The following is a 25,506-nucleotide window of genomic DNA, read 5'->3' on the forward strand; positions in this document are numbered from 1 at the left end:
TTTTACTTTCCAATACGATCGGAAAATCCAGGCCCTCCAGGGGAGAGGTACCACTCATGAATGCTACATATCGGCTGCTCGGTGCAGGAGCAATCTCTTTATTAGTGTTAACTTTTGGTGCCGGTGCTGCACCGGATCACCAGCATGGCAGAGTGTTTGGTGGAGATAACCCATTCACGCTGGAAGAGTTGCCGCCGGGGCGAGTAAAGTCAAAGATTGAGTCATTGCCCCCTGCGGCCCGGCAGGCGGCGATTGAGTGGCTAAATCGTTTCTCTTTTAATGAAGCCGATCTGGACTACCTCAGGGTGGATGATCAGGGGGCTGTGTTCTATGAAGACAGCTATCTTCCGGGGCCAGTTGATCAGGAGGGCGCTGATATAGCACCTTCCGGCGAATTGGCACCACAGAATTTTACTCAAGCAGATGTATTCAGCCTGCACAGCCGCCCCGGTGCCACTAACAAGGTTGTTGTCGACTTTGATGGCCACATAATCACAGGTACTGCATGGAACGGCGGTGGTCCGGCCAGCAGTTACTCGGCGCTGCCTTACGACAATGATGGTAATCCCGGCTCTTTCACTCAGGACGAATTAAATGAAATGGCGGAGATATGGCACCGCATCGCGGAAGACTTCGCCCCTTACGAAATAGATGTCACCACTGAGGAGCCCGCCAGTCTCAATTCTCACACCGGGCGCATCCTGATAACTGCCTCAAAAGACGCTGATGGCAAAAATATGCCCAGCAGTACGGCGGGTGGCGTTGCCTATGTCAATGTGTGGGGACGAAGCGATTATCACACCAAATATTCACCAGCACTGGTGTATTACGACAATCTGGGGCCGAGCTATCCACCCTATGTGGCCGAAGCAGCATCCCATGAGTTGGGCCATAACCTGGGGCTTTCCCATGATGGCTCCACAACCTCCAGTTACTATAGCGGGCATGGTGAAGGCTATGTGTCCTGGGGGGCAATTATGGGGGTGGGTTACTACACCAATGTCACTCAATGGAGTAAAGGCGAATATGACGGTGCGACCCAGCTTCAGGATGATCTGGCGATAATGGACGGGTATCTGGGTTATCGCTCAGATGATCATGGTAATACTCGAAACACTGCCACAGAGCTGGTGGTAAATGCAGCCGGAGAGCTGTTTGTGAGCGATCCGGAGACAGACCCTTTTAATATTTATACAGCCAACAAAGGGATTATCGAGCTGCGCACGGATGTGGACTATTTCCACTTCAATACCGCTGGCGGACAGGTGGATTTACTGATTCAACCCGCCTGGCAGGCGTTTTATAACGATTACCGCCGTGGAGCTAACCTGGATGTTCTGGCCAGACTCTATGATGCCAACGGCCAGCTGCTGGCCGAGGATGATCCGCTGGATGAAACCAATGCCAGCCTGACCGCTACACTCCTTGCCGGTGATTACTACCTGGCTGTTTCAGGTGTGGGTAATCCTGTTTCGCCCTACAGCGACTTCGGAAGCCTGGGGCAGTATTTTATCTCTGGAACCTTAAGCCCGGGAACGCCCACTGAGCCACCTGTTGCTGTGGATGACAGTGCTTCAGGGGATGAGGACAACGCACTGCAAATTCCGGTGCTGGATAACGACAGTGACAGTGATGGAGGGACGTTGTCTGTATCCGCTGTAGTGGCAGGCAGTCACGGTTCAACCTCAACGAATGGAACCGTAGTGATCTATACACCAGGACTTAACTTCAATGGCAATGACAGTTTTGTCTACTACCTGAGCGATGGTCAGGGCGGCAGCGCCCAGGCAACTGTAACGGTGACGATCAATCCAGTGAATGACAATCCTCAGGCCAGTGATGACAGTGCTGCTACCAATCCTGGCGTGATGGTGTCTATTCCGGTGCTGGACAATGACAGCGATGTCGATGGTGACAGCCTAACCATTAGTGATGTAACTCCCGGTGTTGGCAATGTAACTATTAACGGCATAAACCTTGACTACACTCCGGCAGATAACTGGACCGGTGAAGACAGTTTCACCTACAGCATCAGTGATGGAAATGGTGGCAGTGCCAGTGCAACGGTAACCGTCACTGTTGAGGAAATTGTTGTTGCACCGGGTGTACCTTCGAATGTAACTGCAGTCGATAATGCCGATGGCACTGCAACTGTAAGCTGGTTGGCCGGGGCTGGTGGGGATGCAGACAGCTATGAGGTGCTGCGTGAATCCCCTCATAAGAAACGGGCGGATACATGGATAAATGCCACTGTCATTAGCACCACCAGCAATACGCTGACAGATAACTCCGGCTCTGGAACATTCAGGTACTCTGTGCGGGCCCTCAACAGCGCCGGCAGTTCTGACTGGAGTGCGCCAGTTATTGTTGAAGTGACAGGAGGCTCCGGTGGAAATGGCGGCAATAAAGGTGGTGGAAATGGCCGCAAAAAATAACCGTGTATGAATCAACTATTCGATAAATATCTTCAAAATCTGCCAGCAGGCAGAATTGTATGGATTGGGCTTCGCCCGGAGCGTCTGCAACCGATGGTGGTTGTGGAGCAAGCCGAGGCGATTGCGGGGCTCGGCCTTGAAGGCGATCGGCGCTGCCAGGGCAGGGAGGGCTCTGCCCGCCAAGTCACCCTGATCAATCAGGAAAATATCCAGGCTGCGGCAAAAGTATTGGGTCGTGACAAGATCGACCCGGCGTTATTAAGGCGTAACCTGGTTGTTTCGGGTATCAATCTGCTGGCCCTGCGCGGCAAGCGATTTCGCATTGGTGAGGTTGAGCTGGAAGGCACAGCCGCCTGCCATCCCTGTGGGCGCATGGAGCAGGCCCTTGGTGCGGGCGGTTTTGCTGCGATGCTGGGCAATGGCGGGCTCTGTGCCAAAATCCTGGTGGGTGGTGAATTGAGAGTGGGGCAGAGTGTAGAGCTACTTCCCCAAAACGAATAATGGCGAGCACAGGGCTCACCATTATTCGTTAAAAGTTACGCTACTACTGATCGCCACTTTTGCTTTTTGAAAGCACATCCAGATAACCCATGGCAAAAGCCGAGCCGACAAAAGTGAGGTGAATCAGCACATACCATTTCAGCTGCTCGACCTCAATTGCCTCGAGCTCCATAAACTTTTTCAGCAGGTGGATAGACGAAATTGCCACAATGCTGGCAGCGATTTTGGTCTTCAGGGACGAGGAGTCCATCTTGCCAAGCCAGCTCAGCTTCTCTTCACTGTCGTCCAGATCCAGTTGCGAAACAAAGTTCTCATAGCCGCTCATCATCACCATGATTAGCAGGCCCCCCACCATCGCCAGGTCAATCAGCGATAGCACCACCAGAATCAGGTCCACTTCCGCCATGGTGAAGATCTCACCAAACAGGTGTACCAATTCCAGGAAAAACTTAACTCCCAAAGCAACAACGGCAAGGCTCAGGCCAAGGTAAATTGGAGCCAACAGCCAGCGGGAGCGATACAGCGTTTGTTCAATAATTCGTTCCATCATAGATCCGGTTATTTTCAATGTTGCCGCAAATGATACTCAATCCGGGCTGTGTAGTGCGAGTGCAATGAACGGGGGCGGGTATCAATCCATTCAGTGAGGGCCAGTATGTCCTATGATTATCGACAACAGGACTTTGGTAACACATCCATGATACCGATGAGGCGCAATATCATTGCAATACTGCTTTGTGGCCAGCTATTGCCTGCGGCTGATGTGTTGGCAGATGGCCAGAGCCTTGTTGATGTCATCAATGATTTACGCAGCCGCGGATACAACATCATATACAGCAGCAGCCTGGTGACCAGCCGTGACAGTGTTCCCGTCGAAACTCACACTATTGCCGATCTGGCGAAGGCGCTCAACCATATCGGCCTGACCATTCAGCGGCGTGGAGCAGTTTGGGTAATAGCCCAGGACTCAGTGGCAAGGCAAACCCTGACAGGATATTTGCTGTCGCCCTCAGGGGTGCCGGTTGCATCAGGGTACCTGGTCAATATCGCTACAGGATTGCGTGTTGAGGTAGACGAAGCCGGTTACTTTCAGTTGGAAAATATTCAACAGGGCGACACTCTGCTGATTGGGGGGCGCGGCTATTTTGAGCGCTCAATCGTACCTTTTGGTGAAACAACTCCACCCGAAAAGGTAATGCGACTGGTCCTGCAGCCCAGGGATATACTTGAAAATCTTATCGTCACTGGAAGCCGCCATCATCTACCGTTTGCTACTGATTTCCGTTCCCACTCCCTTGCTTTGGAAGAACTTAGCCTGATACCGGCATTAGGTGGGGATGCCATGCATGCAGTCAATCACCTTCCCGGTATTTCATCAGTGGGGGTGTCTGCCAAGCCATACATTCGAGGTGGTACGGACGATGAAGTGCTGATTCTTTTGGATGGTGCTGAGCTACTGGAGTCATTTCATCTGGCCGATTATCACAGTGGCTACAGCAGTATTGATTACCGAACCATTGATAAAGTGGATGTGTACACCGGTGGCTTTCCAGCACGGTATGGCAATCGCATGAGTGGCGTAATAGATGTAACCACTGAACGTTCCGAGCAGCCTTACAATTCCCAGCTGGGAGTTTCCAATCTCTCGTATTTCTTTAATACCCGTCATCAGGCGAGTAATTATCCTGTGGACTGGCTGTTGTCGGTGCGTCGTGGTGACCTTGAAGAATTAACCCAATTTGTCGATACCCGCGCCAATGACCCACGTTATTTCGACGCCACCGGCAGAGTAACGGTGGCACTGGGCGATAGGGCAGTCTGGACACTTCAGGGACTGGTGGCGGATGACGATATCAGTTTTGGGGATGCGGAAGAGGTGGCATTTTCAAAGTTGAAAAATCAGTATCTCTGGTCCCGGTTGGATGTCAGTCACACTGAGCAATTAAACAGTGCAACCGTACTCTCATACGCGGATATTGATCGCCAGAAATTTCACAGCAGCGATGTTGAGGAAGACGGCAAGGGCGGCTTCCTGGATTACCGGCAACAGGTCAGGCACTGGTCTTTGCGCAGTGATTATCGGTGGTCAGAGGGTGCAACAATATGGGAATTTGGTGCCCAGGTTGCCTATGGTCAAAGTGACTATTGGTACCTGGCTGATTTCGATCGTGGTCCAATGGGATTAGTTCTTGGGGGAGAGTCGAGTGTCAGCGATGATATCAATCGTCAGGCTAATGGTTGGTCAGCTGGAGCATACCTGGCCGCAGAATTTGATTTTGATTCCTGGGTTATACAGCCGAGCTTGCGTTGGGACAGTCAGCACTACTATTTTTCCGGAGACTCGCAACATGTTTCGCCAAGGCTGGGTATTAGCTACAAACTGAATAACGATTCCAGACTATGGTTAAGCCTTGGACGCTTTTACCAGCCAGAAGCAATACATGAACTTCAGGTAAGTGATGGTGTCAGTGAGTTTTTTGAGCCACAACAATCCGAGCATCGAATAGTTGGTGTCGATTGGCGGTTCGGTCAGCTCGGTATGAAGTTGGAGTTCTATCAAAAAGAGTACCGGGACACCCATCCGCGCTATGAAAACCTGTTCAATCCGTTTGTTCTGTTACCGGAACTGGAACCGGACAGAGTTCAAGTGTCTCCACAGAAATCAAAAGCATCCGGTACGGACTTTGAAACGTCCTTGCCAATAAATGAATCGCTTTCGGGGGTGTTTCGTTACAGTTACTTAAATGCTGAAGATCGCATCAACGGGCAATGGGTCCCACGACGCTGGTCACAACGCCACACTGCCAGTGGCCGTTTGAGTTGGCAAACCGAATCGTTCAGCACTTCGCTGGCGATAATCTGGCACTCAGGATGGCGCTCCGGGTTGTTGCCAGAATCTGCGCCACAAGATGTGGTTTTTCCATTGAAGCAAGTGATGAACCAAATGGAGCTGCGTGATTACTTCTCCCTGGATTTCAGCATGATGAAATCATGGTTTGTGGGGGGGAATCTGCTGACTCTCCACGCCGATATTACCAACCTGCTGGGGCGGGATAACGTTGCCGGTGTTGATTATGACATTGAAGAAGATGATGACCTGTTTGTGTTTGAGCCGGATGCCGAGAAGCTGTTGCCACGAGTGGTTTCTGTGGGATTGGTGTATTCGTTTTAATTGCCAGTCATGGAAATAGTTAATTCTCCTGCAATGGAACGATCGGCAACCAATCGAGTAGTCGCCAGTACCGGCTCTATTGCTTGGTCGGGGTTCAGCATGGAAATGTCACCACTTAAATGACTCAGCTTGGCATGAGTTTGGGTTTGTGAGTTGTCAAAAATCAATTTCAAACCTGTTTCCCGACTTGCCCACTGTAAAAAATCAAACGCGCTACGGCCCTCGATATTAAAGGTCGGGGCAGATTGCAGAATCCAGTTCCATTCAGAACCGCTTTTGTTGATGCGTTGTTCGTTTAACTGCAGGTCATTTGAGATGGTAACTTTCCGTGCAAAATGTTCTTCTGCGATTGCGTTGATTTCATCAGTATCAAACTTGATTCTAATCGCTCCTTCTCGAACCAGTGTTGCCACACCATCCGATCCCATGTTGACTTGGTACTGTGTGCCTACATGCTGAATTTCTGCCAGTGGAGTCACTACCTTGATCGAATCTTCATGGGTGGCGGCTTTGTTGGTGCTGATATAAATCTGCCCTTTCTGCAGCAGGATTTGGCCATGAAACAGCTGCAAAACAGTTTGTTGGTTAACTCTCAAATCCAGTCCTGAAAGTTGCAGGCCCAATTGGGAATCCAAACCGGTTTCAATACGACTGCCGCTCTGTATCACATCATCAGGTAGCAGGGGTTGGCTGATTTGATTCAGGCTAAAGTCCACATTCCCGGAGATCGTAATGACAGATGCCAACGGATTTTCACTGTTACTGTCTGGCTGTTGAAATGGTGTGTAGATCATCAGCAGTAGTGCACTGGCACAGAGCGCAGCGTAGGCTGTTGCTCTGCGAATGCGGCGTTTTCGAATAGTCTGGGAAAGTTCCTGTTGAAAAGCGTTTTCCCATTTCCGTTGGGTATCTTCTGGCAGCTTCTTGCGAGGACCAATAGCGTGCAGCAGCCGCTCTATGGTCGCTTCGTCGTGGTATGTTTGATCACCGTTTGTCGGTTGCCTGCTCACAATACTCTCCAACACGATACTCGTCACATGGTACTTTGTTACGCATTTACTTCTGGGGGCAGTGAGGCAATAAGTGCATCACTGCAGGTTTCCCGAAAAGACTTTCTGGCTCTGGCCAATAACGATTGCACTGCTTCGTCTCCTATATTTAATTGCTCGGCAATCTCCTTGCTGCTGTATCCCTGAATATATTTCAGTTCCAAAGCCAGTCCGTAGTGCTCCGGCAGCTGATCCAGCGCAAGTTGTATTAAACTGATCAGGTTATGTCGCTGGTTGGCCAATTCTGGTTGGTTATCCGTCGTCGCTTCAATTGACTCCACAACCGCCTGTAATATGTCGTCACTCATATAAGGGATCGACAGTTTTTGTTTCTGGTCGCGGCTGAGCTGGCGGGAAATTTCATGCCGACAAATCCTGGTTAGCCACGTCAGAAGGGTTGCCTCGCCCCGATAACTACCTATATGCCTTGCCGCTTCCACCAGTGCGCTTTGCACCACCTCTTCAACATCCTGTTCACAACCCAGTCGACACCAGGCGTAGCGATACAATCTTGGAAAATATTCGTCACTGAACGTTTTAAAAGCGCGCTGATTACCAGCCAACAGCTGACGGGCCAGCTTTTTGTCTCTGGCCAACTGTAGGGAAGCGGTTGAATCATTGCGCTTGAACATGGTCGTTAGCGGATTGCATCGCTCTTAATTAGTTGGAGTCGGGGTTTGGAAAAAATCTGTCGGTCAGCTTAGCTCGAAGATTTTTATGCCAAACAGTTAGAGGGCGGAACTTTCAAAAATCTGTCGCTAATAAACCAAAAAAATCGACAGATTTTCAGGCAGTTTCTTCTCTAACTGTGTACCAGCATAGGTCATTATCAGGAGGATCCGATATGTTTGTTTCAAAAATTCCACTACCGAAATTAATACTATCCGCCGCTGTTTTGGCTTGTGTCACATCCCTTGCCGGGTGGGCGGAAGAGGGTGAATTTGAAGAAGCAGAAATTTTCTTTGAATTGAACCACACTGATGGGGATCTGGGGGTTCACGGATTGATTGACGGGGATGCCTGGTATCGCATGTCAATTTACGCTGAGGATGGTCAGGAGATATTTAACGGTAAAGTAAAAAGAGGCTTGCGAATGCAGGGCCTGACCGAGATATTTTTTGAAAGTGATGAGCCCGCTTTTGATGATCTCGACCCCCTGGATTTTTTTGCCCGATTCCCCGCCGGTGAGTACCGGATAGAAGGCCGTACATTAGATGGTGAGGTACTGATCAGTGAAACGGAGCTGACCCACGTGATGCCAGCACCGCCAGCTCCAAGCGTCAATGGCGAAGCGATGGCAATGCAGTGTGACGAAGAAGAGCCTGGCTATGACATTACTGAAGTGAGTGGTCCCGTGACCATTGCCTGGCCGCAAGTCACGCTTTCCCATCCGGACGCGTTGGGTGCAGGAGCTGGTACTCAGCCACCGGTTCCGGTGACCATTGTTAATTACGAAGTGGTGGTTGAGGTGGAAGTTGAGGTGAATGGCGAAGAGTTTACTTCCGTATTCAGCGTTATTCTGCCCCCAGAAGTCACCTCTCTGACCTTGCCGGAAGAGTTTCTGGCACAGGGAGATGAATTCAAATATGAGGTACTGGCTCGAGAAGAGAGCTACAACCAGACCGCCGTTGAGAGCTGTTTCGCCCTCGACGAGTAACAACCTTCATCATGGAAGAGTGACGTTAGGGACTGAACTTCAGTCCATTACATAGTAAAGTAACGCCTTTCGACAGCGCCGCCTTTGAGGTGGCGCTGTTTACGCTATGTATCACGAGAAGGTTTACCACCCATGAGTTCACCAAGCATTGCCGATCTGTTTAAGGGCACTGTGGCCCTTGGCTCCGACGTTACGGTTAAAGGCTGGGTTCGTACCCGCCGCACATCCAAAGCCGGTATCTCTTTTGTTGCCGTTCACGATGGCTCCTGTTTTGACCCCATACAGCTGGTGGTTCCGGAAGATCTGTCGAATTACGAAGAGGTGACCAAGCTGGGCGCGGGCTGCTCGGTGATTGCCAAGGGCAAGTTGGTGGAGTCCGAAGGTCAGGGACAGTCTGTAGAGATTCAGGCCAGTGAAGTTGAGGTTTTGGGTTGGGTGGAAGATCCGGAGCACTATCCGATCGCCAAGAAGCGCCACACATTTGAATACTTGCGTACCCAGGCGCACCTGAGACCACGCACCAATGCCTTTGGTGCTATCACTCGCCTGCGCAACACAGTTGCCAACAGTATTCACAACTACTTCTACAGAAACGGTTTTAACTGGGTAAACACCCCGATTATCACTGCCAGTGACTGTGAAGGTGCCGGTGAGCTGTTTCGCGTATCGACCCTGGATATGGCCAACCTGCCCCGTAACGACAAGGGCGCTGTAGATTTCAGCGAAGATTTCTTTGGCGGCGAAAGCTTCCTGACGGTATCCGGTCAGCTCAACGTTGAGGCCTACTGCCTGGCGATGAGCAAGGTGTACACCTTTGGCCCGACTTTCCGAGCCGAGAATTCCAATACGTCTCGCCACCTGGCGGAGTTCTGGATGGTTGAGCCCGAGATTGCCTTTGCTGACCTGGAAGATGATGCGGCCCTGGCGGAAGACTTCCTGCGCAGCGTATTCCGCGATGTTCTGGAGCAGCGCGAGGATGATATGGCGTTCTTTGCCCAGCGCGTCGACAGCGAGGCGATTAACCGCTTGCAGAATGTTATCGACAGCAAATTCGTACACATGGATTACGGCGACGCCATCGAGATCCTGAAAAAATCCGGCAAGAAGTTTGAGTTCCCGGTGGAGTGGGGACTGGACATGGCGTCCGAGCACGAGCGCTTCCTGTGTGAAGAGTACGTGAACGGCCCGGTGATCGTGAAAAACTACCCGAAAGACATCAAGGCATTCTACATGCGTCTCAACGACGACCAGAAAACCGTGGCAGCCATGGATGTACTGGTACCGGGCGTTGGCGAACTGATCGGCGGCAGTCAGCGCGAAGAGCGCCTCGACGTGCTGGACAGCCGTATGGATCCGGAAATGCGTGAACACCTGTGGTGGTACCGCGATCTGCGCCGCTATGGCACAGTGCCGCACGCAGGATTCGGACTTGGTTTTGAACGCCTGCTCAACTACATCAGCGGTATGGAAAACATACGCGACGCGATTCCGTTCCCACGGACACCTCAGTCTGCGCCGTTCTGATTTAAGTTTGGCAACCCTGACGCCGGAGTTAATTACTCCGGCGTTTTGGTTTTAAATGGACGAAATAATCGTCATTGTCATCCGCGGTGTAGTGCAACTCTTAATGCTGTCATCCTGAGTGCAGCGAAGGATCTCGGGGTTTGCGACTGCAAGAGATCCTTCACTGCGCTCAGGATGACATGCCTATAAAATTAAAAGTCATCTAAAAGAGGGTGATAGGTGAGCGACTGGAAAGCCAAATACTACGCCAGCCTTTCAGAGCTGGATAAAAAAGAGCGCGAGTGGGAGCAGGGTGAAACAATACTCAGAAACCTGATCTCGGTACTGGTGCGCGCTTCCGATCGTCGCTCACCGGCACTTAATGAAAAGCTCCAGCCGCTGAAAGTGGCAATTACTGGTGGTATTCACGCGACTCGCCTGAAAACCGCAGCCAATGAGCTGGACTCTGCAGTAAAAGAATTTGAACACACTCGCAATGCTGCTGATGCAGTGCACAGTCAGCATCTGGTTAACCTGATTTCCTTGATTAAGCCGGCGGGCGTGTTGGAAAAGCCGCTGGCCAACCTTTCCCGGCAGGTCAGTAAATCCCGCTCGCCCGTGGATCTGGTCCAATTTACCGAGCAGCTTGCCGAGCTGTTGGTTAGTGGATTAACCGAATCAAGTAACAGCGCAGCACCAGAAGTGAAGTCGGGCCTGTTGCGTGGTTTTTTTACTTCCAAGAAAGAGCCCGGCAAAAAAGAACCTGACCAGAGTCGAGAGGGCTCCCAGCAGACGGAGCAGGTTATTAATGGTGGCGATATTGCCGCAGTAGGAACCGTGCTGAGTAAAATGCTGGAACGATTTGAACTCAGCGGCCAGCGTCAGCAGGAAGCGCAATTGATTCGCCGCTCCCTGCAATCGGATCTGAGCCAGCAGACAGTACTTAAAGGGCTTGAAGGAGCGCTGGAGATCGTCAGCGGCATGCTCGCAGATGTGCGCGCCGAAAAACGCGATATTGAACAGTTTCTCGCCCAGGTCAGCGACCGCCTCGGTGAAATGAATACCGATTTGAAGGAGACAGCGCGATTGCGAGAAGTCTCCCGGCAGCATGGTGAGGCAATGACGGCCTCCATGGACAGCCAGGTTTCCGATATTGAAAGCGGCCTCAATACCATTCAGGATCTCGCGGAAATGAAGTCGCAGTTGCAGGCGCGAGTGATCAAGTTGCGCAATAATATGGATGACTTTCTGTCCCGTGAACGCGAGCGCAATCGTTCGTCCATGGCGTTGGTCGAACAGCTCACCACCAAGCTAAAACGTGTCGAACAGGAAGCGGACGCTCTTCGCAAACAACTGGAACAGAAACACCGTCTGGCAATGTGCGACGCGCTGACAGGTATTCCCAACCGGCTTGCTTTTCAGGAGCGGGTTAAACTGGAAATTGTCCGTTTTAATCGCAGCGGCCAACTGTTTGCCATGCTGCTGTGGGATATCGATCACTTCAAAAATATTAACGACCGCTATGGCCACCCTGCGGGTGACAAAGTCTTAAAAACCGTAGCATCGACCCTGAGTGGCAGTTTGAGGGAAGGGGATTTTCTCGCCCGTCTCGGCGGTGAAGAATTTGTCATGCTGCTGCCAGATACCACCATGGCTGGCGCAGTTACGCTGGCGGAGTATATGCGCGGTGAAGTGGAACGCTGTGATTTTTACAGCGAGGGGCAACCTGTGACAGTGACAATCTCTTGCGGCTATGGCGTAATTCGCGCCAAAGAGTCACCTGAGCAACTGCTGGAGCGGGTTGACCAGGCGCTTTACCAGGCCAAACAGGGCGGCCGTAATCGCTGCCAGCCTGTGCAATAAAATCAAACTATTTAATTGAGTGTTAAACCGTTGTTACATGAATTATCAGAGTTATTAAATCCAGCCCGCTACGGTGACGACAGTCGTCGCATTGTTCACGGCCGTGGACATACACTGCCAGGCTACGAGTGGCTGACTATCGATTGGCACCCGCCAGTGCTGGTGGCAACGCTCTACAAAAATCCCGGTGAGCAGGCGCTTAACGATTTACTGGAATTATTAAAGACGAATCATCAACAAACCAATATTCCGACTTTTATTCAGTATCGATTTTCCGGTGAATTAGTGGATCAGTGGTTGGGAGAAGCCCCGGAACAGGTGTTTGCCTCTCGCAACGAATTGAAGTTTGAACTCAACCTTGGCGAACGCCAGAACCTTGGTTACTTCATTGATATGGAGCCTGGCCGACAGTGGTTGGAAACAATTTGTCGGGAGCAGCCAGGCAGTCGCGGACTGAACCTGTTTGCCTACACCTGCGCGCTCTCCTGTGTGGCACTCTCCAGTGGTGCCAGCGAAGTAGTGAATGTGGATATGAGTCGCGGCGCCCTCACTATTGGTCAGCGCAATCATCAATGGAATAACTTAAAGGGCGGCCGTTTTTTGAAAATGGACGTGTTGAAAAGCTGGAAAAAACTAGCAAGCAATGGCCCTTATGACTGGGTGATCCTGGATCCCCCGAGCTATCAGAAAGGCAGTTTTGTGGCGCAAAAAGATTATCAAAAGCTGCTGCGCCATTTGCCCAAAGTGCTATCGCCCGGTACTCAAATTCTTGCAGCGCTGAACGCACCGGAATTACCTGAATCCTTTTTGAATGATTTGATTGCCGAGCAATTGCCGACTGCTAAATTTATTGAGCGCCTGCCTATGCACGAGGATTTTCCAGAGGCGGATCGGGACCGTGGTTTAAAGCTGCTGGTATATCGTTATGAATAAACACGTCTACCAGCCGCCTGAACATCGCGGTTTGGATATTCTTTATTGCGATGAACACTTGCTGGTTCTGAATAAACCGTCGGGATTACTGAGTGTGCCCGGTCGCAGAGCGGAGAACTTCGACAGCCTGGCAACAAGGGTCCAAGCGGAATATCCCGATGCCCTGATTGTTCATCGCCTGGATATGAGTACTTCCGGAGTAATGGTGATGGCATTGGGCAAAGAGGTACACCGCCAGCTCAGTCGACAGTTTCAGGAGCGACATACTCACAAGGTTTACTACGCCTGGGTATGGGGGGAAGTAGCTGGTGAGAGTGGCGAGGTGGATTTACCCTTGATTTGCGACTGGCCTAATCGGCCTCTGCAAAAAGTGGATCACGAAGTGGGTAAACCGTCGTTGACCCGCTGGCAAAAAGTGCGGGTAGAAAATGGTAATAGCCTGTTAAAGCTGATGCCCCACACCGGCCGTTCCCACCAACTGCGGGTGCATATGCAGGCGATAGGTCATCCGATTCTGGGTGATGAATTTTACGCGCAAGGGGAAGCGCTGGCGGCTGCAGATCAGTTGCAATTGCATGCAGCGGAGTTGGGGCTGGAGCATCCGGTCAGTGGTGAGGCGATGCTGTTTAAGGCGTCAGCGCCGTTTTCATTATAGATTTTATTACAGAGATCCTTCGCTGCGCTCAGGAAGACAAGAATTGCGCTCAGGAAGACAACTTTTACTCATGTCATCCTGAGCGCAGCGAAGGATCTCGTATTTGGATAAGAAATAGATCAGCGCGACAACAACTCATCACCGGGTGGATTAATCTCCGGGTGAAAACGCTCCTGTAAATCTTCAACCTGTGTAGCCACCACATCCAGTTTCTGGCGATAGTAGGCAACATGAAACAGCGCATCGCCTTCATGGATCAGTGGCATATTGGTGCGGCCGATGACGATGCCTGCTTCCGGCGTAATCACCTCGGACTCACTCATTCCCAGTGGGTCGGCAATAATCCCCAACACAGTGTTAGCTTCCACCTTGCCGCCCAGAGGTACCAGAGAGCGTAAAATTCCACTTTTGGGAGCACGCACCCAGGAGGTGCTGGTAGATACAACAGGCGCTTTACTGGCGGCTTTTTTCTTCAGTTTCGGCAACATGCCAATTTCGCGCATTACATTCTGAATCCCTCGAACGCCGGCGCGAATCGCTACTTCGTCAAAGCGCAGAGCCTCACCGGACTCGTAGACCACCACGGGTATACCGTGTTCGCCAGCTGCTTCCCGGAGTGAGCCGTCGCGGTTTTTTGAGTCGATAATTGCCGGTACTCCAAAGGCCAAAGCTAACTGTTTGGCTGATTCAATGCTCAGGTCGGCACGCATTTGCGGCAGGTTGTCGCGGTGGCGCGCACCGGTGTGCAGGTCAATTCCGTGAGTGCACTTTGTCACTACTTCGTTGAAAAAAGTGTTGGCTATACGTGCGGTCAGCGACCCCTTCTGGCTGCCGGGAAAGCTGCGATTGAGGTCGCGGCCATCCGGCAGGTAGCGGGTGTGGGTGATAAAGCCGTGTACATTCACAATGGGAATGGCGATCAGCGTACCCCGAATGCGGTTAATCTGCTTTTGTCGTAACAACCGACGGATAATTTCCACACCGTTGATTTCGTCACCGTGGATAGTAGCGCTGATAAACAGGCAGGGGCCCGCCGTTTTACCGTGAATCACATGGGCGGTCATTTCCAGGTCGTTATGGGTAACCATTGCTGCCAGGGGGATTTGAATGGTCTTCTGTTCCCCCGGCTTGATGGTGACACCTGCAAATTCCACAGGCTTGTTTTTCATGGAGAATCAGCCTTTGCCTTTGGTGCGGGTGCTATTTGGCTTGGCGTTCTGCTCAACGTACTCGATGATGGCAGAGGCGATATCCTTGCCCGTGGCGGCTTCAATGCCTTCCAGTCCAGGTGAGGAGTTCACCTCCATCACCAGTGGCCCGCGGCTGGAGCGCAGAATATCTACGCCGGACACTCGCAGGCCAAGAGTCTGTGAAGCTGCAATAGCTGTTTTGCGCTCGGAGGGTGTCAGTTTGGTAAGTTGCGCCGAACCTCCGCGGTGCAGGTTGGAGCGGAACTCTCCTGCTTTGGCGGTACGTTCCATAGCGGCCATCACTTTATTGCCAACTACCAGACAGCGCACATCGCTGCCACCGGCTTCTTTAATGAACTCCTGCACCAGAAAGTTGGCGCCGATTTCACGGAAGGCGTCAATCACGCTTTCGGCGGCCTTTGCAGTTTCTGCCAACACTACACCGCGACCTTGAGTTCCTTGCAGTAGTTTCACCACCAGTGGTGAGCCGCCTACCAATTTGATCAGGTCTTTGGTGTGATCCAGGTGGTGTGCAAAGCCAGTTACTGGCATACCGATATCTTTGCGGGATAGCAACTGTAAAGCACGTAGTTTGTCGCGGGAACGGCCCAGCGATACTGATTCGGTCAGGCAGTAGACGCCCATCATCTCGAATTGGCGAATAACAGCGGTGCCATAGTTGGTAATCGAGGCACCTATGCGTGGAATTACGGCATCAAAGCCGGTCAGCTTTTCGCCTTTGTACCACACCGCCGGCTTGGTGGAGGTGATGTCCATGTAGCATTTCAGGGTGTCGATCACGTGCATTTCGTGGCCACGTTTTTCACCGGCTTCAATCAGGCGGCGGGTGGAGTACAGTTTTTTATTCCTGGATAAAATCGCGATTTTCATCTCTATCCTCCTGGTCGTCGCAGTCATCCCCGGGCTCGCGCCCTTGCAAAAAAGAGTGAGCCGGATCAATCCAGAAATTGTGGTTCAATAAATTGCGACCCAGCAGCATTCTGAACTGCATAGTGTCGCGGTTAGTCAGGGTAATTTCCATGTCGTAACTTTTGCCGCCCAAAAAAACGACGGTAGCTATGACATAACGCTTTTCAGTGTGGCCTCCGGAGTCGGTGACATTCCTGGTGTCCGACAGGCGCGCATGACACTCCTGGGTGGTTTCCAGGTCACCCTGGTGGGGGTGGATTCCAAAACGCACCCAGTTTTCACCGTCCTTTTCATAAGGCTCTACGAAATAGGCGTGCAGGGCACAGGTTTTGGCACCAGTATCGACTTTGGCTTTGATATGGCTCAGGTTTAGCTCGGGGAGCGCTACCCATTCTTGCCAACCAACTAATGGCTTGTTGTCCATAAGTATTCCTTAATGGTGTTTTCCGTCAGCCCCGAGCTGACGTAATTGTTGGTACCAGAACGACATAAAGTCTTCGGTTAACTGTTGTTCGATATTTACCGCTTCCTGAGTTGGACAGAATACGGTGATGGTCATGACGTTTTTGCCTAGATTGTTGGTGGTGATACGCACACTGGCGTCGGGGCCGGCAATCTGTGTGCCCAACCGTTTTTCGATCAGGTTGTTGTAGCGTTCGGCAACCTGTCTGAACGAGCTGCAATACTGTTGTGCTTTTTCCAACATAAACGTTTTTGCTTCGCAAATGTTCACCAGATCTGATTCCCTGACCAGATCAAATGAGTGCGCCACATAACGGCGCATAAAGTTGAGATTGATCACCGGCGTGACAATCATCTGGTTGTTCGGGATTACCAGTGTCTTGCCTGTATAAACATAGCTGGAAGTTGTGAGGTCTACCTCCAGCAGGGTGGTGCTGATCCAGTCGCTGCGCACCACTTCGCCGCAGCGGTCGCCCACCTGAATCCAGTCGCCGACGCTGAACAGTCGTGCCCCAGCCAGATATATCGAGCCGAGAAAACACTGAATAAACTCACGTGTGGCAATCACCAGTGCCACAACAAAAGTGGCAATCGACAGTGCCACAAAGCGCAGCTCGGCAACCCAGACAATAATGACACCAACAGTAATCAGCAGCGTTGTGGTGTTGTTGACGGTATTGATAAGGCGGCGCGGTTGTTCGTTATCTTCACTCAGTCGTTTGCGCAGGTACCTGACTACCAGCCAGCGCACCAGCAGTAATACCGCAATCAGCAGTATCGAGGCTTCGAGCTTGTGGGTGCTGATGGTGCCAAACAGTTCGGCCAGGGTAGAGGCCGTTTCTGCATCGATCTGGGTGGTACTGGGGTTCATGCGAAATCCGTTGTTGTTCTTTGCTGCTCGGCGTTTGCGCCGGTTCCACTATGAAGGATAGAGGATATAGCAAAATGTCATAAACACAATGAATTGTGCTCAGGAATCAAACTGGCTTTGAGGGGGCAGTTTATCGTCTCTGTCACCCAGAAGGGAGTGAAGGGTTTCAAGATTTTTGGGGGACTTCTTGCCGGAGGCTCGCGGTGTTGGAGGAGAATCCGTGCTTTCCATAGCGTGACAGGTCACTCCTCATGATACCCACAAATCGTCGTAACCTGTCACGCAATGGAAAGCGCTATGTTTTATTGTTGGATCACTTCATGTTGTCATCCTGAACGCAGTGAAGGATCTCTTGTTTCGGCTCAGCTAACTGTCACTAATTTGGGCTGAATCAGCTTGTGAGTCAGTGCCAGAGCTGCAAAACCGGCCAGAATCCCCGGGAAGCCTTCATAGACTGCGCCATGCCAGCCCAATTGGCGCCACAGCAGTGCGGTGCAAAGGCCGACAATTACCGCGGTAATGCTGGCCGCTTGGCTGGGGCGCCAACCAATACAGAGTGCGAACAGCAGTGGCGCAAATGCACTTGCCAGTCCAGACCAGGCCAGAATCACCAGGTTAAACACGCTCTGGTTGTTGGAGAGTGCCAATAGGAGGGCGCAGCCGGTAATGGCTATGGTGGTGAGTTTTATCAACAGCGGCTTTTCGATGTTGTGGGGCAGCAGGTCGTGAGTCACCGCTGCAGAGCAGCTCAACACCAATGAGTCGGCGGTAGACATGGTGGCGGCGAAAATACCCGCGAGAACCAGGCCAACCAGAATTGGCGGAAGCAGTTCCATGGCCATGGTAGGAAGCGCTAATTCGGCATCAAAACTGGCGCTTTCAGGCAGGTAGAGCCGTGACAGCATGCCAACAGCGGTTGCCATACAGTAGAAGGCAATAAACCACAGGTAATACCAGGCTCGTGCGGAGCGCATATTGCCGCTGTCGTTAAGGGTCATAAAGCGCACCATGATGTGCGGCTGACCAATTACCGAGAAGCCGGCAAACAGCCAGCCAAACGCAAACAGCAGTCCCCCCGCTAAACCGGGGAATGCCAAATCTTTGGGGAACAGGTCGAGAAACCCGTCTACATCTGCCATGTGGGCAATTGTGGCACTGGTGCCACCGAGCGTTTGCACCGCAACCACCAGTAAAGTGCCCATAGCGAGGATCATCACCACAGACTGTGCCGCATCTGTCCAGATGGAGGCGCGAATACCACCGGCAAAGCAGTAAAGAGTAACCAGTACCGCACCCAATACTGCGCCTGCCCAGATCGGCCAGTCCAGCAGTACATGCAGCGCCTTGCTGCCAGCCACCAGTTGGGCGCTGGCGTAGGCAAGCAGAAATACCAATGAGATAAGCCCGATAATGCGCTGTAATTTGGCGTTAGATTCGCCGTACCAGCTGCTCAGGGTGCCGGCGTAACTGACTTCGCCGCTGGAGGAGGTGGCTTTGCGCAAACGCGAGTGCACAAACAGCGAGGCCAGAAAGTCACCGACAATCCAGCCGATCATCAACCAGATGGACGCAAGGCCAGTGGCATAGGTATAGCCGATGACCCCGATAAACATATAGCCACTGTTGTTGGTGGCGACAGCGGACAGTCCTACCAACCAGGGTTTAACTGAACTGGTGGCGAGATAGTAGTCGTGACGATCGCCGCGACTCTTGATAACAGACGCTACCCCGATAAGCGTAAACAGCAATAAAAAACCGATAAAAGAGAGAATCATTTTTTTAGCCTTATATGTAATATATAACCGTCAAGTTGAGTGGGCAGGTGCAGCGATAATGGCAGTAATTCACCATCAAAAATCGCCAGCAACCGCTCACTCAAATCAATAAATGGCGCTCGCCCGCTATCGGCCAGAACAATTTCACGTCCACCCTGTGCAGCGAAATGCCAGAACAGTTCCAGCAATTGTTTTTCTATGTTGGGGCTATAACAGATATCGGCACCCACCATCACATCCAGACCGGAAAGGTTTTGTTCAGTCAGGGTTTTAAAGCTGCAGCATTGAGTGGGAACATGAACATCATTGGTGTCGTTCAGTAACTCCTGAAACGGAAAAACATTTTTATCGATGTCGCAGGCACAAATGTCAGCGTTATAGTTTTTTTTCAAAAAGGTGGACACCAGTCCCCAGCCACAACCCAATTCCAGTAACTGTTTCTGGTGGGTGATATTTACTCGGGACAAATAATCGATCAGCAGGTAACTGGCTCCCCATATTCGCGAACCAAAACAGTTCGGTTCATGCCCCTCTGAAATCAACTGCCTGACGGCTGGGTGATTGGGTTTTAGCGCCTCCATACCGTTCAGGTAGAAGTGGTCGTGGCTGCCTTTAAGGGTCAGCATGGAGTGTTTGCCATAAGTAATCACGATGCCGCTCCAGGCTCAATTCGAATCAATTGCAAATAAGGGTCAAATTCCCTGAGTGATTCCAGCGCGGGATCGCTGAGCAGTTGATCCCGGTAGCTGTCTGACCTTTGCAGCGCCTGGTCGAGATGGTGAACCGCCTCGTCAAAATTGCCGAGTACGGTGTGTGCACAAGCCAGCTGATAAAATGCGTGCCCGTTGTCCGGGTCAATTGCCAAAGCTTGCTGGCACAGGTTAATAGCCCACTGTGGTTCGTTCAGTTCCAGTACTGCATCGGCTTTGTAGGTGAGCGCTTCGCAATCATTCTTTCGCAATTCCAGAATATGATCGTAAGCTTCAATTTTTGATTGCAGGTTGGTCTCCTGACCGGCGCGAAGCCACAGCGATTGCAGCTCTTGTGTCAGTTGAATCTCTTCCCTGTTAGCCTCGATATGCTCTGTTTTTTGACTGAGCGTGGTTTCGATGGCCCGCAGGCGTTCCTCGTAGGCATTAACCAATTTGGAAATTTCTTCATCTGCCAGAGTGTGAACGCGATCTTTAATATCACGAATTGAAGTCCAGCCAACCATCACCAGAATCGATGTGGCAGCGGCAATCAGGTAGAAAAAATAGGTCACTGTATCGGTAGCGTAGGCGACACCACGGTCTACCGACTTCAATTCTCGGTCGACGACCTGCTGCATCAATTCATGCTTTTGCGCGGCCATATCAGTGCGCAGCTGTTTCAGTTCGTCCAGCACGTAGCGCTCTACAAACGGTGTGTAGAGAGGCTCTTTCAAATTATCAATTGTTGCCTGTCGTTGATCTTCGCTGGGAGTTGATGCGCTTTCGGCACTGAAGGCCGCCAATGGCGACCCCAGTGAGCAGCTGCATAGTATTGCGAGGATCAGGCGAGGCATATTGCTCTCCCATGGTCGTGAACTTCCACCAGGCATTCGTGCAGTGTTTTGATGGAGGACTCGTAGTCATCTTCACTGACGGCAAACTGCATATCCACCTGGCGCATGGATTGGTGCATGGCCAGCACGGCGATGTCTTTATCTGCCAGCGCTGATACCGCACGGGCAGAAATGCCTGTGGTTTGAAGATCGCTGCCGATGGCTGAAACGATGGCGAGACGCTGTTGGTTTATCTCCGCATCCGGGAAGAGCTCTTCCAGTGCCAGACGAATTCGCTTGATCATTTTCAAGTTGCCAGACAGATAGTGGGTAATGCTGTTGGCGTTAATGTCTTTGGACAGCACGGTGGCCTTAAAGCGTTTGATAATTGCAAGGATCTCACGGTCGTAATTATCAATCTGGCCAGCCATATCCTGGTCAAACATTTCCAGTGCATATACACCAGTACGCCCTGCAATAATCTCTACACAGGGGGTATCGCTGATGTACTCGGAAGTAATCAGTGTGCCGTTGTGATCCGGCTCAAAGGTGTTTTTTACGCGCAGTGGAATATTGTGTTGTCGCAAACCTTTAGCTGCCTTTGGATGGATAGCCTCCATACCAAGATTAGCAAGCTGATCGGCAACATCGTAATTGGTGCGACCAATGGGCACTGCATTGTGCTCACCGACCATGCGTGGGTCGGCACTGCAGAGGTGAAATTCCTTGTGAATAATCGCTTCGGCCGCTTCCGTTAAAACGGCGATTCGGCTAAAGGTCATTTCGCTGTAACCGCGGTTAAAAGTCGCCATCAGGCCGCGCTGGCTGTGGGCATAGCCAGTAACAATAGGTAGCTGTTTTTCCAGATCAATATCTTTGAATGCCTCTACGATACGTTCATCCAGAGATATATGGTCTTCAGTCTGCCAACCGGTCAGGTCTACAAAACAGGCATTGATGCCATCCTGTTGCAGGCGATGAGCGGTATTCCAGGCGCTGTGGGCCTCACCAATACTGGCCAGCATTTCGCGTACAGTATCCAAATGTTGAACCAGCGAGAAGTGGCCGTGCTGGCAGAGGCGTTGCAAATCTGTCAGGCAGGCTTCGGCGGCGTTGAGTCGCTGGTCTATAAAGTGATTGGCTTTTTCCAGCAGCTCCGGGTCGCTGAACTGTTCACGATTGATATTGTGGATTTTGTTGCGCAATTCAATCAGCGCGGTTGCCCAGTCGTGCTCAAGGTCGTTATTGGCAAACAGGCTGTAAATACCTGGTTGACCGGTTTTTTTGTGCTCCAGCAGATCATTGGTAATGCCGCCATAGGCGGACACCACAAAAATACGCTGATATAAATCGTTTCCACGCGACGGACGCTGGATAATATTGTCACGAACGGCCTGGTAATCATTCATCGACGTTCCGCCGATTTTTTCCACACTGTGTGTTGGCATGACTTTCCTGTTCAGTTGGCTGTTTATGAAGCGACCATTGCCCCAATAGTTTTTTGTGGGGCTTGAAAGGCCGCCTATAAAGGCGGCGCTTTTTCTCAATCTATTTTGCAAAGCAGGCGCAATGTTGAAGCTGTGACAGCTCTTTTTTGGCGCGCAACATCACTGATCGAGTGACAAGCAAGCGTTCACGCTGGGTGCTGTTCAGGTCAGCAGATTTGCTTTGCCTGATTCTGGCTTCCGAGTGCGCTATAACTGCTTTGAGCTTGTTGATGCGTAGGCTCATTGGGTCGGGCTCAATTGGGCGGATACGGTGATCGCTTTTGCGATCACCGGTACGATCACCTATTCGATAAATAGTGTGATCGATTAAATCGTCTCCGCTTCAAGTTCATAAGCGCCTTCAGCGTTATGAACTTCTTTGCCATTGAGTGGCGGGTTAAATACACAAGCCAGCTTAAGCTCTTTAAAAGCACGCAAAATGTGCTTGTCGTGCTTGTCCAGGTTGTAAAGTGTGCCCGGAGTTATCGGGTACTTTTTGCCGTCGGCAACAGTTTCAATTTCACCCTCACCAGAGATGCAGTACACAGACTCAAAATGATTCTGGTAGTGCATGCCAAAATCAGCACCTTCATAAATAGTAGTTACGTGGAATGAGTAACCCATGTTGTCATCTTTCAGCAACAGGCGGGTGCTCTCCCAGTTGCCATCCGGGGAAACAATGCGACGGTTGGTTTTTTCGGCTTCTTGCAGCTGTCGTACAATCACTTGGTAAATCTCCTGAAAATTTCAAAAATTGGCTGGTGAGAAGTATTACGCCAGCTTTACGTTGTCGAAGTAGTCATTCTCTTCCGGAATGTCGTCTTCTTTGGCGCACACTTCCTTAATGGCTTGCTCGAGAATATCGATACCTTCAACCAGGTTTTCTTCGCTGATGGTGAGTGGGCACAGCAGCTTAACTACCTGGTCGTCGGCGCCACTGGTTTCGATAATCAAACCTTTGGAAAAGGATTTTTTAGTGATTTGCGAAGCGATATCGCCGTTGACACAGTTGATGCCACGGAACATACCTCGACCACGAGTGGTGAAATTTCCTTCGCCATATTCTTCGACAATTTTTTCCAGGCGCTCGGAAATGTAGTTGCCTTTCTTTTTGATTTCCGACTGGAATTTGTCGTCAGCCCAAAAGTTTTCAATGGCGGCTTTTGCAGTTACGAACGCCAGGTTATTACCTCGGAACGTACCGTTGTGCTCACCCGGCTTCCACTGGTCAAGGTCTGGGCGAATCAGTACAACCGCAAACGGCAGGCCGTAGCCGCTGAGTGATTTAGACATGGTGACGATGTCCGGTTTAATGCCTGACTCCTCAAAGCTGAAGAAGGTGCCTGTGCGACCACAGCCAGCTTGAATATCATCGACAATCAGCAGAATGTCGTGCTTGCGACAAATCTTTTCCAGGCTCTGCAACCACTCTGGGGAAGCTGCATTAATGCCACCTTCACCCTGAACGGTTTCAACAATCACAGCTGCGGGGTGATCTACACCACTGCTTGAGTCGCTCAGTACTTTATCCAGATATGCAGTAGTGCAAACCTCATCGCCCATATAGCCGTCGTACGGCATGCGGGTAGCTCCACTCAGGCTGACGCCAGCGGCACCGCGGTGGTGTGAGTTGCCTGTAGTGGCCAGTGCACCGAGGCTGACGCCGTGGAAGCCGTTGGTAAATGTAATAACGTTCTCACGACCGGTAATGTTGCGAGCCAGCTTGAGCGCTGCTTCTACAGCATTGGTGCCGGTAGGGCCGGTAAACTGCATTACATACTCAAGATCGCGCGGCTTAAGAATGTGTTCGTTGAACGCTTCCAGAAATTCGCCCTTGGCCTTGGTGTGCATGTCCAGGCCGTGGGTAATGCCGTCGCTCTGGATGTAATCCAGTAACCCCTGCTTGAAGAGCGGGTTGTTATGGCCGTAGTTGAGGGTGCCGGCACCAGCCAGAAAGTCGAGATACTGGTTGCCCTCTTCATCGTAGAGGTGCTCGCCTTGTGCCTTGTTGAATACGCGCGGAAATGAACGGGCGTAACTTTGAACTTCGGACTCGATCTCGTCAAAAATTTTCATGCATCTCTCCGTTGAATCGTAATTTGAAATCTTTTAAGGGCCACTATTCAGGATTCAGATCTGTTCTGTGTTGAATGGGCCAATACGGGCAAGCAGTTCGCTGTCATGCTCACCGTTGAAATGAGTGTCCCGGTCAAAAAACGGTAGTTCCACGAGTCGGGTGTTCAGCTTCTCGGCCAGACCTCTAAATAGTGCCCATGAGGCCAGGTTGCTGGCAGTGATGGTGGTTTCCAGATGGTTTACCTGGCTGCATTCGGGGCGGCTGAGAATGTGCTTCAGCATTCGGGTGGCCAGTCCTTTACCACGTCCAGCTTCGCCCACAGCAACCTGCCAGATAAACAAGGTGTTGGGGGTGTCGGGGAGTATGTAGCCAGAAATAAATCCGACTAGCTCGCCATTTTGCTCGGCTGCTACCGACGTTGCCGAAAAGTGGCTGCACTGCAACAGATTGCAGTACATGGAATTCGGGTCGAGAGGGGGACAGTTGGCAACCAGTCCATGTACCCGTGCTCCGTCCGTGGTGGTTGGAAGGCGAAGAGTAACTTCTATGCTATCGCCGTTCATAAATACCTCTAATATTTAGGTGTCAAATTAAAAATAAGGTTGCCATGCGCAACCAATGTCAAAAAAACATCAAAAAAATGCCACAAAACCTCGGTTAAGTGGCGTTCTTCCGGTCTATTTGTTTAGAGTTCGAAACATAGTACACTAAATAAAATTCGAGTTCAAATTGACGGTCGGTGTCCTGGTGGGCTCGATGAGGCGATTCAAAATGGTAATTAAGAGGATGGATATCTCATCTGAAGGGGTAAAAACGTGGGGGTAATAACTCGGTTTGAGTAGCAATACAGCTTATAATGCAGCGGCTTTTACCCTTTTGGAGGAACTGTCGTTGGATCGCATTGAAGAGGTGTTGGTGGCGTTGCGTCGAGTGATACGAGCAACTGATTTGCACTCTAAATATTTGGCCAAAACCACTGGTTTGACGGCGCCCCAGATTCTGCTGCTTCAGGCAATTCGCGATAAGGGGCAGGTCACTATTGGTGAGTTAGCCAGTGAGATCAGCCTTAGTCAGGCAACGGTCACCACTATTATGGATCGCCTGGAAAAGCGTGGCCTGGTTTACCGTGAGCGCTCCGAGCTGGACAAACGCAAGGTGCATGCCTTTTTGACTGACGAGGCGCTGGAGACCCTGAAGAGCGCACCAATTCCGCTGCAGGACCACTTTGCCAGGCACTTTTCCGATTTGCAGGACTGGGAGCAGACCATGATTATTGCCTCTCTGCAGCGAGTGGCGCAGATGATGGATGCCCAGCACATAGACGCTTCACCGGTTCTTGATGTTGGTGTGTTGGATCGTCAGGACAGTCAGGCAGATAAGCCGGAGATGTACCGGGAAGTGGGTAAGAAGTAAGTTATCAA

23 protein-coding genes are annotated in these 25,506 nt (G+C 51.2%); 9 read left to right on the top strand and 14 right to left on the bottom strand.

All coding sequences use genetic code 11. The features are described 5' to 3' along the window. Positions 1-56: 56 nt before the first annotated feature. Positions 57-2,435, top strand: a complete 2,379-nt coding sequence (locus QP938_03050; protein ID WIO74896.1) for a tandem-95 repeat protein — start codon at positions 57-59, stop codon at positions 2,433-2,435. A gap of 6 nt (positions 2,436-2,441) precedes the next feature. Further along, positions 2,442-2,936, top strand: coding sequence for an MOSC domain-containing protein (locus QP938_03055; protein WIO74897.1), 495 nt, complete (start codon positions 2,442-2,444; stop codon positions 2,934-2,936). 43 nt (positions 2,937-2,979) lie between these two features. On the opposite strand, the gene QP938_03060 is transcribed toward QP938_03055, so the two are convergent. Beyond that, entirely contained in the window at positions 2,980-3,483 is a 504-nt protein-coding gene (locus tag QP938_03060; protein ID WIO74898.1) for a TIGR00645 family protein, read from the bottom strand. 108 nt (positions 3,484-3,591) lie between these two features. Here QP938_03060 and QP938_03065 point away from each other — a divergent pair, with 108 nt between their 5' ends. Next, complete coding sequence (locus tag QP938_03065; protein WIO74899.1) at positions 3,592-6,108, top strand: TonB-dependent receptor; 2,517 nt, start codon at positions 3,592-3,594, stop codon at positions 6,106-6,108. Here QP938_03065 and QP938_03070 read toward each other — a convergent pair. Continuing rightward, positions 6,105-7,118 carry a FecR family protein gene (locus QP938_03070; GenBank protein ID WIO74900.1) on the bottom strand — a complete coding sequence of 338 codons (1,014 nt, stop codon included), beginning with the start codon at positions 7,116-7,118 and terminating at the stop codon, positions 6,105-6,107. The two genes, QP938_03065 and QP938_03070, sit on opposite strands and share 4 nt — an antisense overlap. Before the next feature lie 38 nt (positions 7,119-7,156). After that, the gene (locus QP938_03075) at positions 7,157-7,789 is read right to left on the bottom strand and encodes a sigma-70 family RNA polymerase sigma factor (protein WIO74901.1); all 633 of its coding nucleotides are present in this window, start codon (positions 7,787-7,789) and stop codon (positions 7,157-7,159) included. Between the two features lie 212 nt (positions 7,790-8,001). Between QP938_03075 and QP938_03080 the strand changes: the two genes are divergently transcribed. The 5 genes from QP938_03080 (at position 8,002) to QP938_03100 (ending at position 13,768) form a co-directional block, all read left to right on the top strand. Next, positions 8,002-8,814 carry a hypothetical protein gene (locus tag QP938_03080; GenBank protein ID WIO74902.1) on the top strand — a complete coding sequence of 271 codons (813 nt, stop codon included), beginning with the start codon at positions 8,002-8,004 and terminating at the stop codon, positions 8,812-8,814. A gap of 132 nt (positions 8,815-8,946) precedes the next feature. Next, on the top strand, positions 8,947-10,338 hold the full coding sequence (gene asnS, locus QP938_03085; protein WIO74903.1) for an asparagine--tRNA ligase: 1,392 nt from the start codon (positions 8,947-8,949) through the stop codon (positions 10,336-10,338). 219 nt (positions 10,339-10,557) lie between these two features. Continuing rightward, positions 10,558-12,180 carry a diguanylate cyclase gene (locus QP938_03090; GenBank protein WIO74904.1) on the top strand — a complete coding sequence of 541 codons (1,623 nt, stop codon included), beginning with the start codon at positions 10,558-10,560 and terminating at the stop codon, positions 12,178-12,180. Between the two features lie 15 nt (positions 12,181-12,195). Then, positions 12,196-13,113 carry a class I SAM-dependent methyltransferase gene (locus QP938_03095; GenBank protein WIO74905.1) on the top strand — a complete coding sequence of 306 codons (918 nt, stop codon included), beginning with the start codon at positions 12,196-12,198 and terminating at the stop codon, positions 13,111-13,113. Next, positions 13,106-13,768: a pseudouridine synthase gene (locus tag QP938_03100; GenBank protein ID WIO74906.1), complete on the top strand. Its 663-nt coding sequence runs from the start codon at positions 13,106-13,108 to the stop codon at positions 13,766-13,768. Before QP938_03095 ends, QP938_03100 begins: the two co-directional genes overlap by 8 nt. A gap of 119 nt (positions 13,769-13,887) precedes the next feature. Here the strand turns inward: QP938_03100 and QP938_03105 are convergent, their stop codons facing one another. From QP938_03105 to ectA, 11 genes are all read right to left on the bottom strand, one after another. Further along, the gene (locus tag QP938_03105) at positions 13,888-14,937 is read right to left on the bottom strand and encodes a succinylglutamate desuccinylase/aspartoacylase family protein (protein WIO74907.1); all 1,050 of its coding nucleotides are present in this window, start codon (positions 14,935-14,937) and stop codon (positions 13,888-13,890) included. A 6-nt stretch (positions 14,938-14,943) separates the two neighbouring features. Beyond that, positions 14,944-15,849 (bottom strand): 30S ribosomal protein S6--L-glutamate ligase, encoded by a 906-nt coding sequence (gene rimK, locus QP938_03110; GenBank protein WIO74908.1) that lies wholly within the window; start codon positions 15,847-15,849, stop codon positions 14,944-14,946. After that, positions 15,821-16,312 carry a RimK/LysX family protein gene (locus tag QP938_03115; GenBank protein WIO74909.1) on the bottom strand — a complete coding sequence of 164 codons (492 nt, stop codon included), beginning with the start codon at positions 16,310-16,312 and terminating at the stop codon, positions 15,821-15,823. Before QP938_03115 ends, rimK begins: the two co-directional genes overlap by 29 nt. Positions 16,313-16,321: 9 nt before the next feature. After that, complete coding sequence (locus QP938_03120) at positions 16,322-17,221, bottom strand: mechanosensitive ion channel family protein (protein WIO74910.1); 900 nt, start codon at positions 17,219-17,221, stop codon at positions 16,322-16,324. Between the two features lie 362 nt (positions 17,222-17,583). After that, positions 17,584-18,996 carry a sodium/proline symporter gene (locus tag QP938_03125; GenBank protein WIO74911.1) on the bottom strand — a complete coding sequence of 471 codons (1,413 nt, stop codon included), beginning with the start codon at positions 18,994-18,996 and terminating at the stop codon, positions 17,584-17,586. Continuing rightward, entirely contained in the window at positions 18,993-19,646 is a 654-nt protein-coding gene (locus tag QP938_03130; protein ID WIO74912.1) for a methyltransferase, read from the bottom strand. The genes QP938_03125 and QP938_03130 overlap by 4 nt, the downstream gene beginning before the upstream one ends. Further along, the gene (locus QP938_03135) at positions 19,643-20,542 is read right to left on the bottom strand and encodes a tetratricopeptide repeat protein (protein ID WIO74913.1); all 900 of its coding nucleotides are present in this window, start codon (positions 20,540-20,542) and stop codon (positions 19,643-19,645) included. Before QP938_03135 ends, QP938_03130 begins: the two co-directional genes overlap by 4 nt. Next, positions 20,530-21,969, bottom strand: a complete 1,440-nt coding sequence (locus tag QP938_03140; protein WIO74914.1) for an aspartate kinase — start codon at positions 21,967-21,969, stop codon at positions 20,530-20,532. Before QP938_03140 ends, QP938_03135 begins: the two co-directional genes overlap by 13 nt. 366 nt (positions 21,970-22,335) lie before the next feature. Continuing rightward, the gene (locus QP938_03145) at positions 22,336-22,734 is read right to left on the bottom strand and encodes an ectoine synthase (GenBank protein ID WIO74915.1); all 399 of its coding nucleotides are present in this window, start codon (positions 22,732-22,734) and stop codon (positions 22,336-22,338) included. A 45-nt stretch (positions 22,735-22,779) separates the two neighbouring features. Next, positions 22,780-24,084 carry a diaminobutyrate--2-oxoglutarate transaminase gene (gene ectB, locus QP938_03150; GenBank protein WIO74916.1) on the bottom strand — a complete coding sequence of 435 codons (1,305 nt, stop codon included), beginning with the start codon at positions 24,082-24,084 and terminating at the stop codon, positions 22,780-22,782. Between the two features lie 54 nt (positions 24,085-24,138). Further along, a complete protein-coding gene (gene ectA / locus QP938_03155; protein ID WIO74917.1) occupies positions 24,139-24,648 on the bottom strand; it encodes a diaminobutyrate acetyltransferase in 510 nt (169 codons plus the stop codon). A gap of 328 nt (positions 24,649-24,976) precedes the next feature. Here ectA and QP938_03160 point away from each other — a divergent pair, with 328 nt between their 5' ends. Beyond that, positions 24,977-25,498 carry a MarR family transcriptional regulator gene (locus QP938_03160; GenBank protein WIO75606.1) on the top strand — a complete coding sequence of 174 codons (522 nt, stop codon included), beginning with the start codon at positions 24,977-24,979 and terminating at the stop codon, positions 25,496-25,498. The last annotated feature ends 8 nt before the right edge of the window (positions 25,499-25,506 follow it).

It is taken from the genome of Porticoccaceae bacterium LTM1 (assembly GCA_030252795.1).
Lineage (GTDB): Bacteria > Pseudomonadota > Gammaproteobacteria > Pseudomonadales > Porticoccaceae > SCSIO-12696.

What these genes read in the sequence shown, in the direction of transcription:
- QP938_03050 (WIO74896.1), top strand. Translation starts at nt 57, where the DNA reads ATGAATGCTACATATCGGCTGCTCGGTGCAGGAGCAATCTCTTTATTA.
- QP938_03055 (WIO74897.1), top strand. Translation starts at nt 2,442, where the DNA reads ATGAATCAACTATTCGATAAATATCTTCAAAATCTGCCAGCAGGCAGA.
- QP938_03060 (WIO74898.1), bottom strand. Translation starts at nt 3,483, where the DNA reads ATGGAACGAATTATTGAACAAACGCTGTATCGCTCCCGCTGGCTGTTG.
- QP938_03065 (WIO74899.1), top strand. Translation starts at nt 3,592, where the DNA reads ATGTCCTATGATTATCGACAACAGGACTTTGGTAACACATCCATGATA.
- QP938_03075 (WIO74901.1), bottom strand. Translation starts at nt 7,789, where the DNA reads ATGTTCAAGCGCAATGATTCAACCGCTTCCCTACAGTTGGCCAGAGAC.
- QP938_03080 (WIO74902.1), top strand. Translation starts at nt 8,002, where the DNA reads ATGTTTGTTTCAAAAATTCCACTACCGAAATTAATACTATCCGCCGCT.
- asnS (WIO74903.1), top strand. Translation starts at nt 8,947, where the DNA reads ATGAGTTCACCAAGCATTGCCGATCTGTTTAAGGGCACTGTGGCCCTT.
- QP938_03100 (WIO74906.1), top strand. Translation starts at nt 13,106, where the DNA reads ATGAATAAACACGTCTACCAGCCGCCTGAACATCGCGGTTTGGATATT.
- QP938_03105 (WIO74907.1), bottom strand. Translation starts at nt 14,937, where the DNA reads ATGAAAAACAAGCCTGTGGAATTTGCAGGTGTCACCATCAAGCCGGGG.
- rimK (WIO74908.1), bottom strand. Translation starts at nt 15,849, where the DNA reads ATGAAAATCGCGATTTTATCCAGGAATAAAAAACTGTACTCCACCCGC.
- QP938_03115 (WIO74909.1), bottom strand. Translation starts at nt 16,312, where the DNA reads ATGGACAACAAGCCATTAGTTGGTTGGCAAGAATGGGTAGCGCTCCCC.
- QP938_03120 (WIO74910.1), bottom strand. Translation starts at nt 17,221, where the DNA reads ATGAACCCCAGTACCACCCAGATCGATGCAGAAACGGCCTCTACCCTG.
- QP938_03125 (WIO74911.1), bottom strand. Translation starts at nt 18,996, where the DNA reads ATGATTCTCTCTTTTATCGGTTTTTTATTGCTGTTTACGCTTATCGGG.
- QP938_03135 (WIO74913.1), bottom strand. Translation starts at nt 20,542, where the DNA reads ATGCCTCGCCTGATCCTCGCAATACTATGCAGCTGCTCACTGGGGTCG.
- QP938_03140 (WIO74914.1), bottom strand. Translation starts at nt 21,969, where the DNA reads ATGCCAACACACAGTGTGGAAAAAATCGGCGGAACGTCGATGAATGAT.
- ectB (WIO74916.1), bottom strand. Translation starts at nt 24,084, where the DNA reads ATGAAAATTTTTGACGAGATCGAGTCCGAAGTTCAAAGTTACGCCCGT.
- ectA (WIO74917.1), bottom strand. Translation starts at nt 24,648, where the DNA reads ATGAACGGCGATAGCATAGAAGTTACTCTTCGCCTTCCAACCACCACG.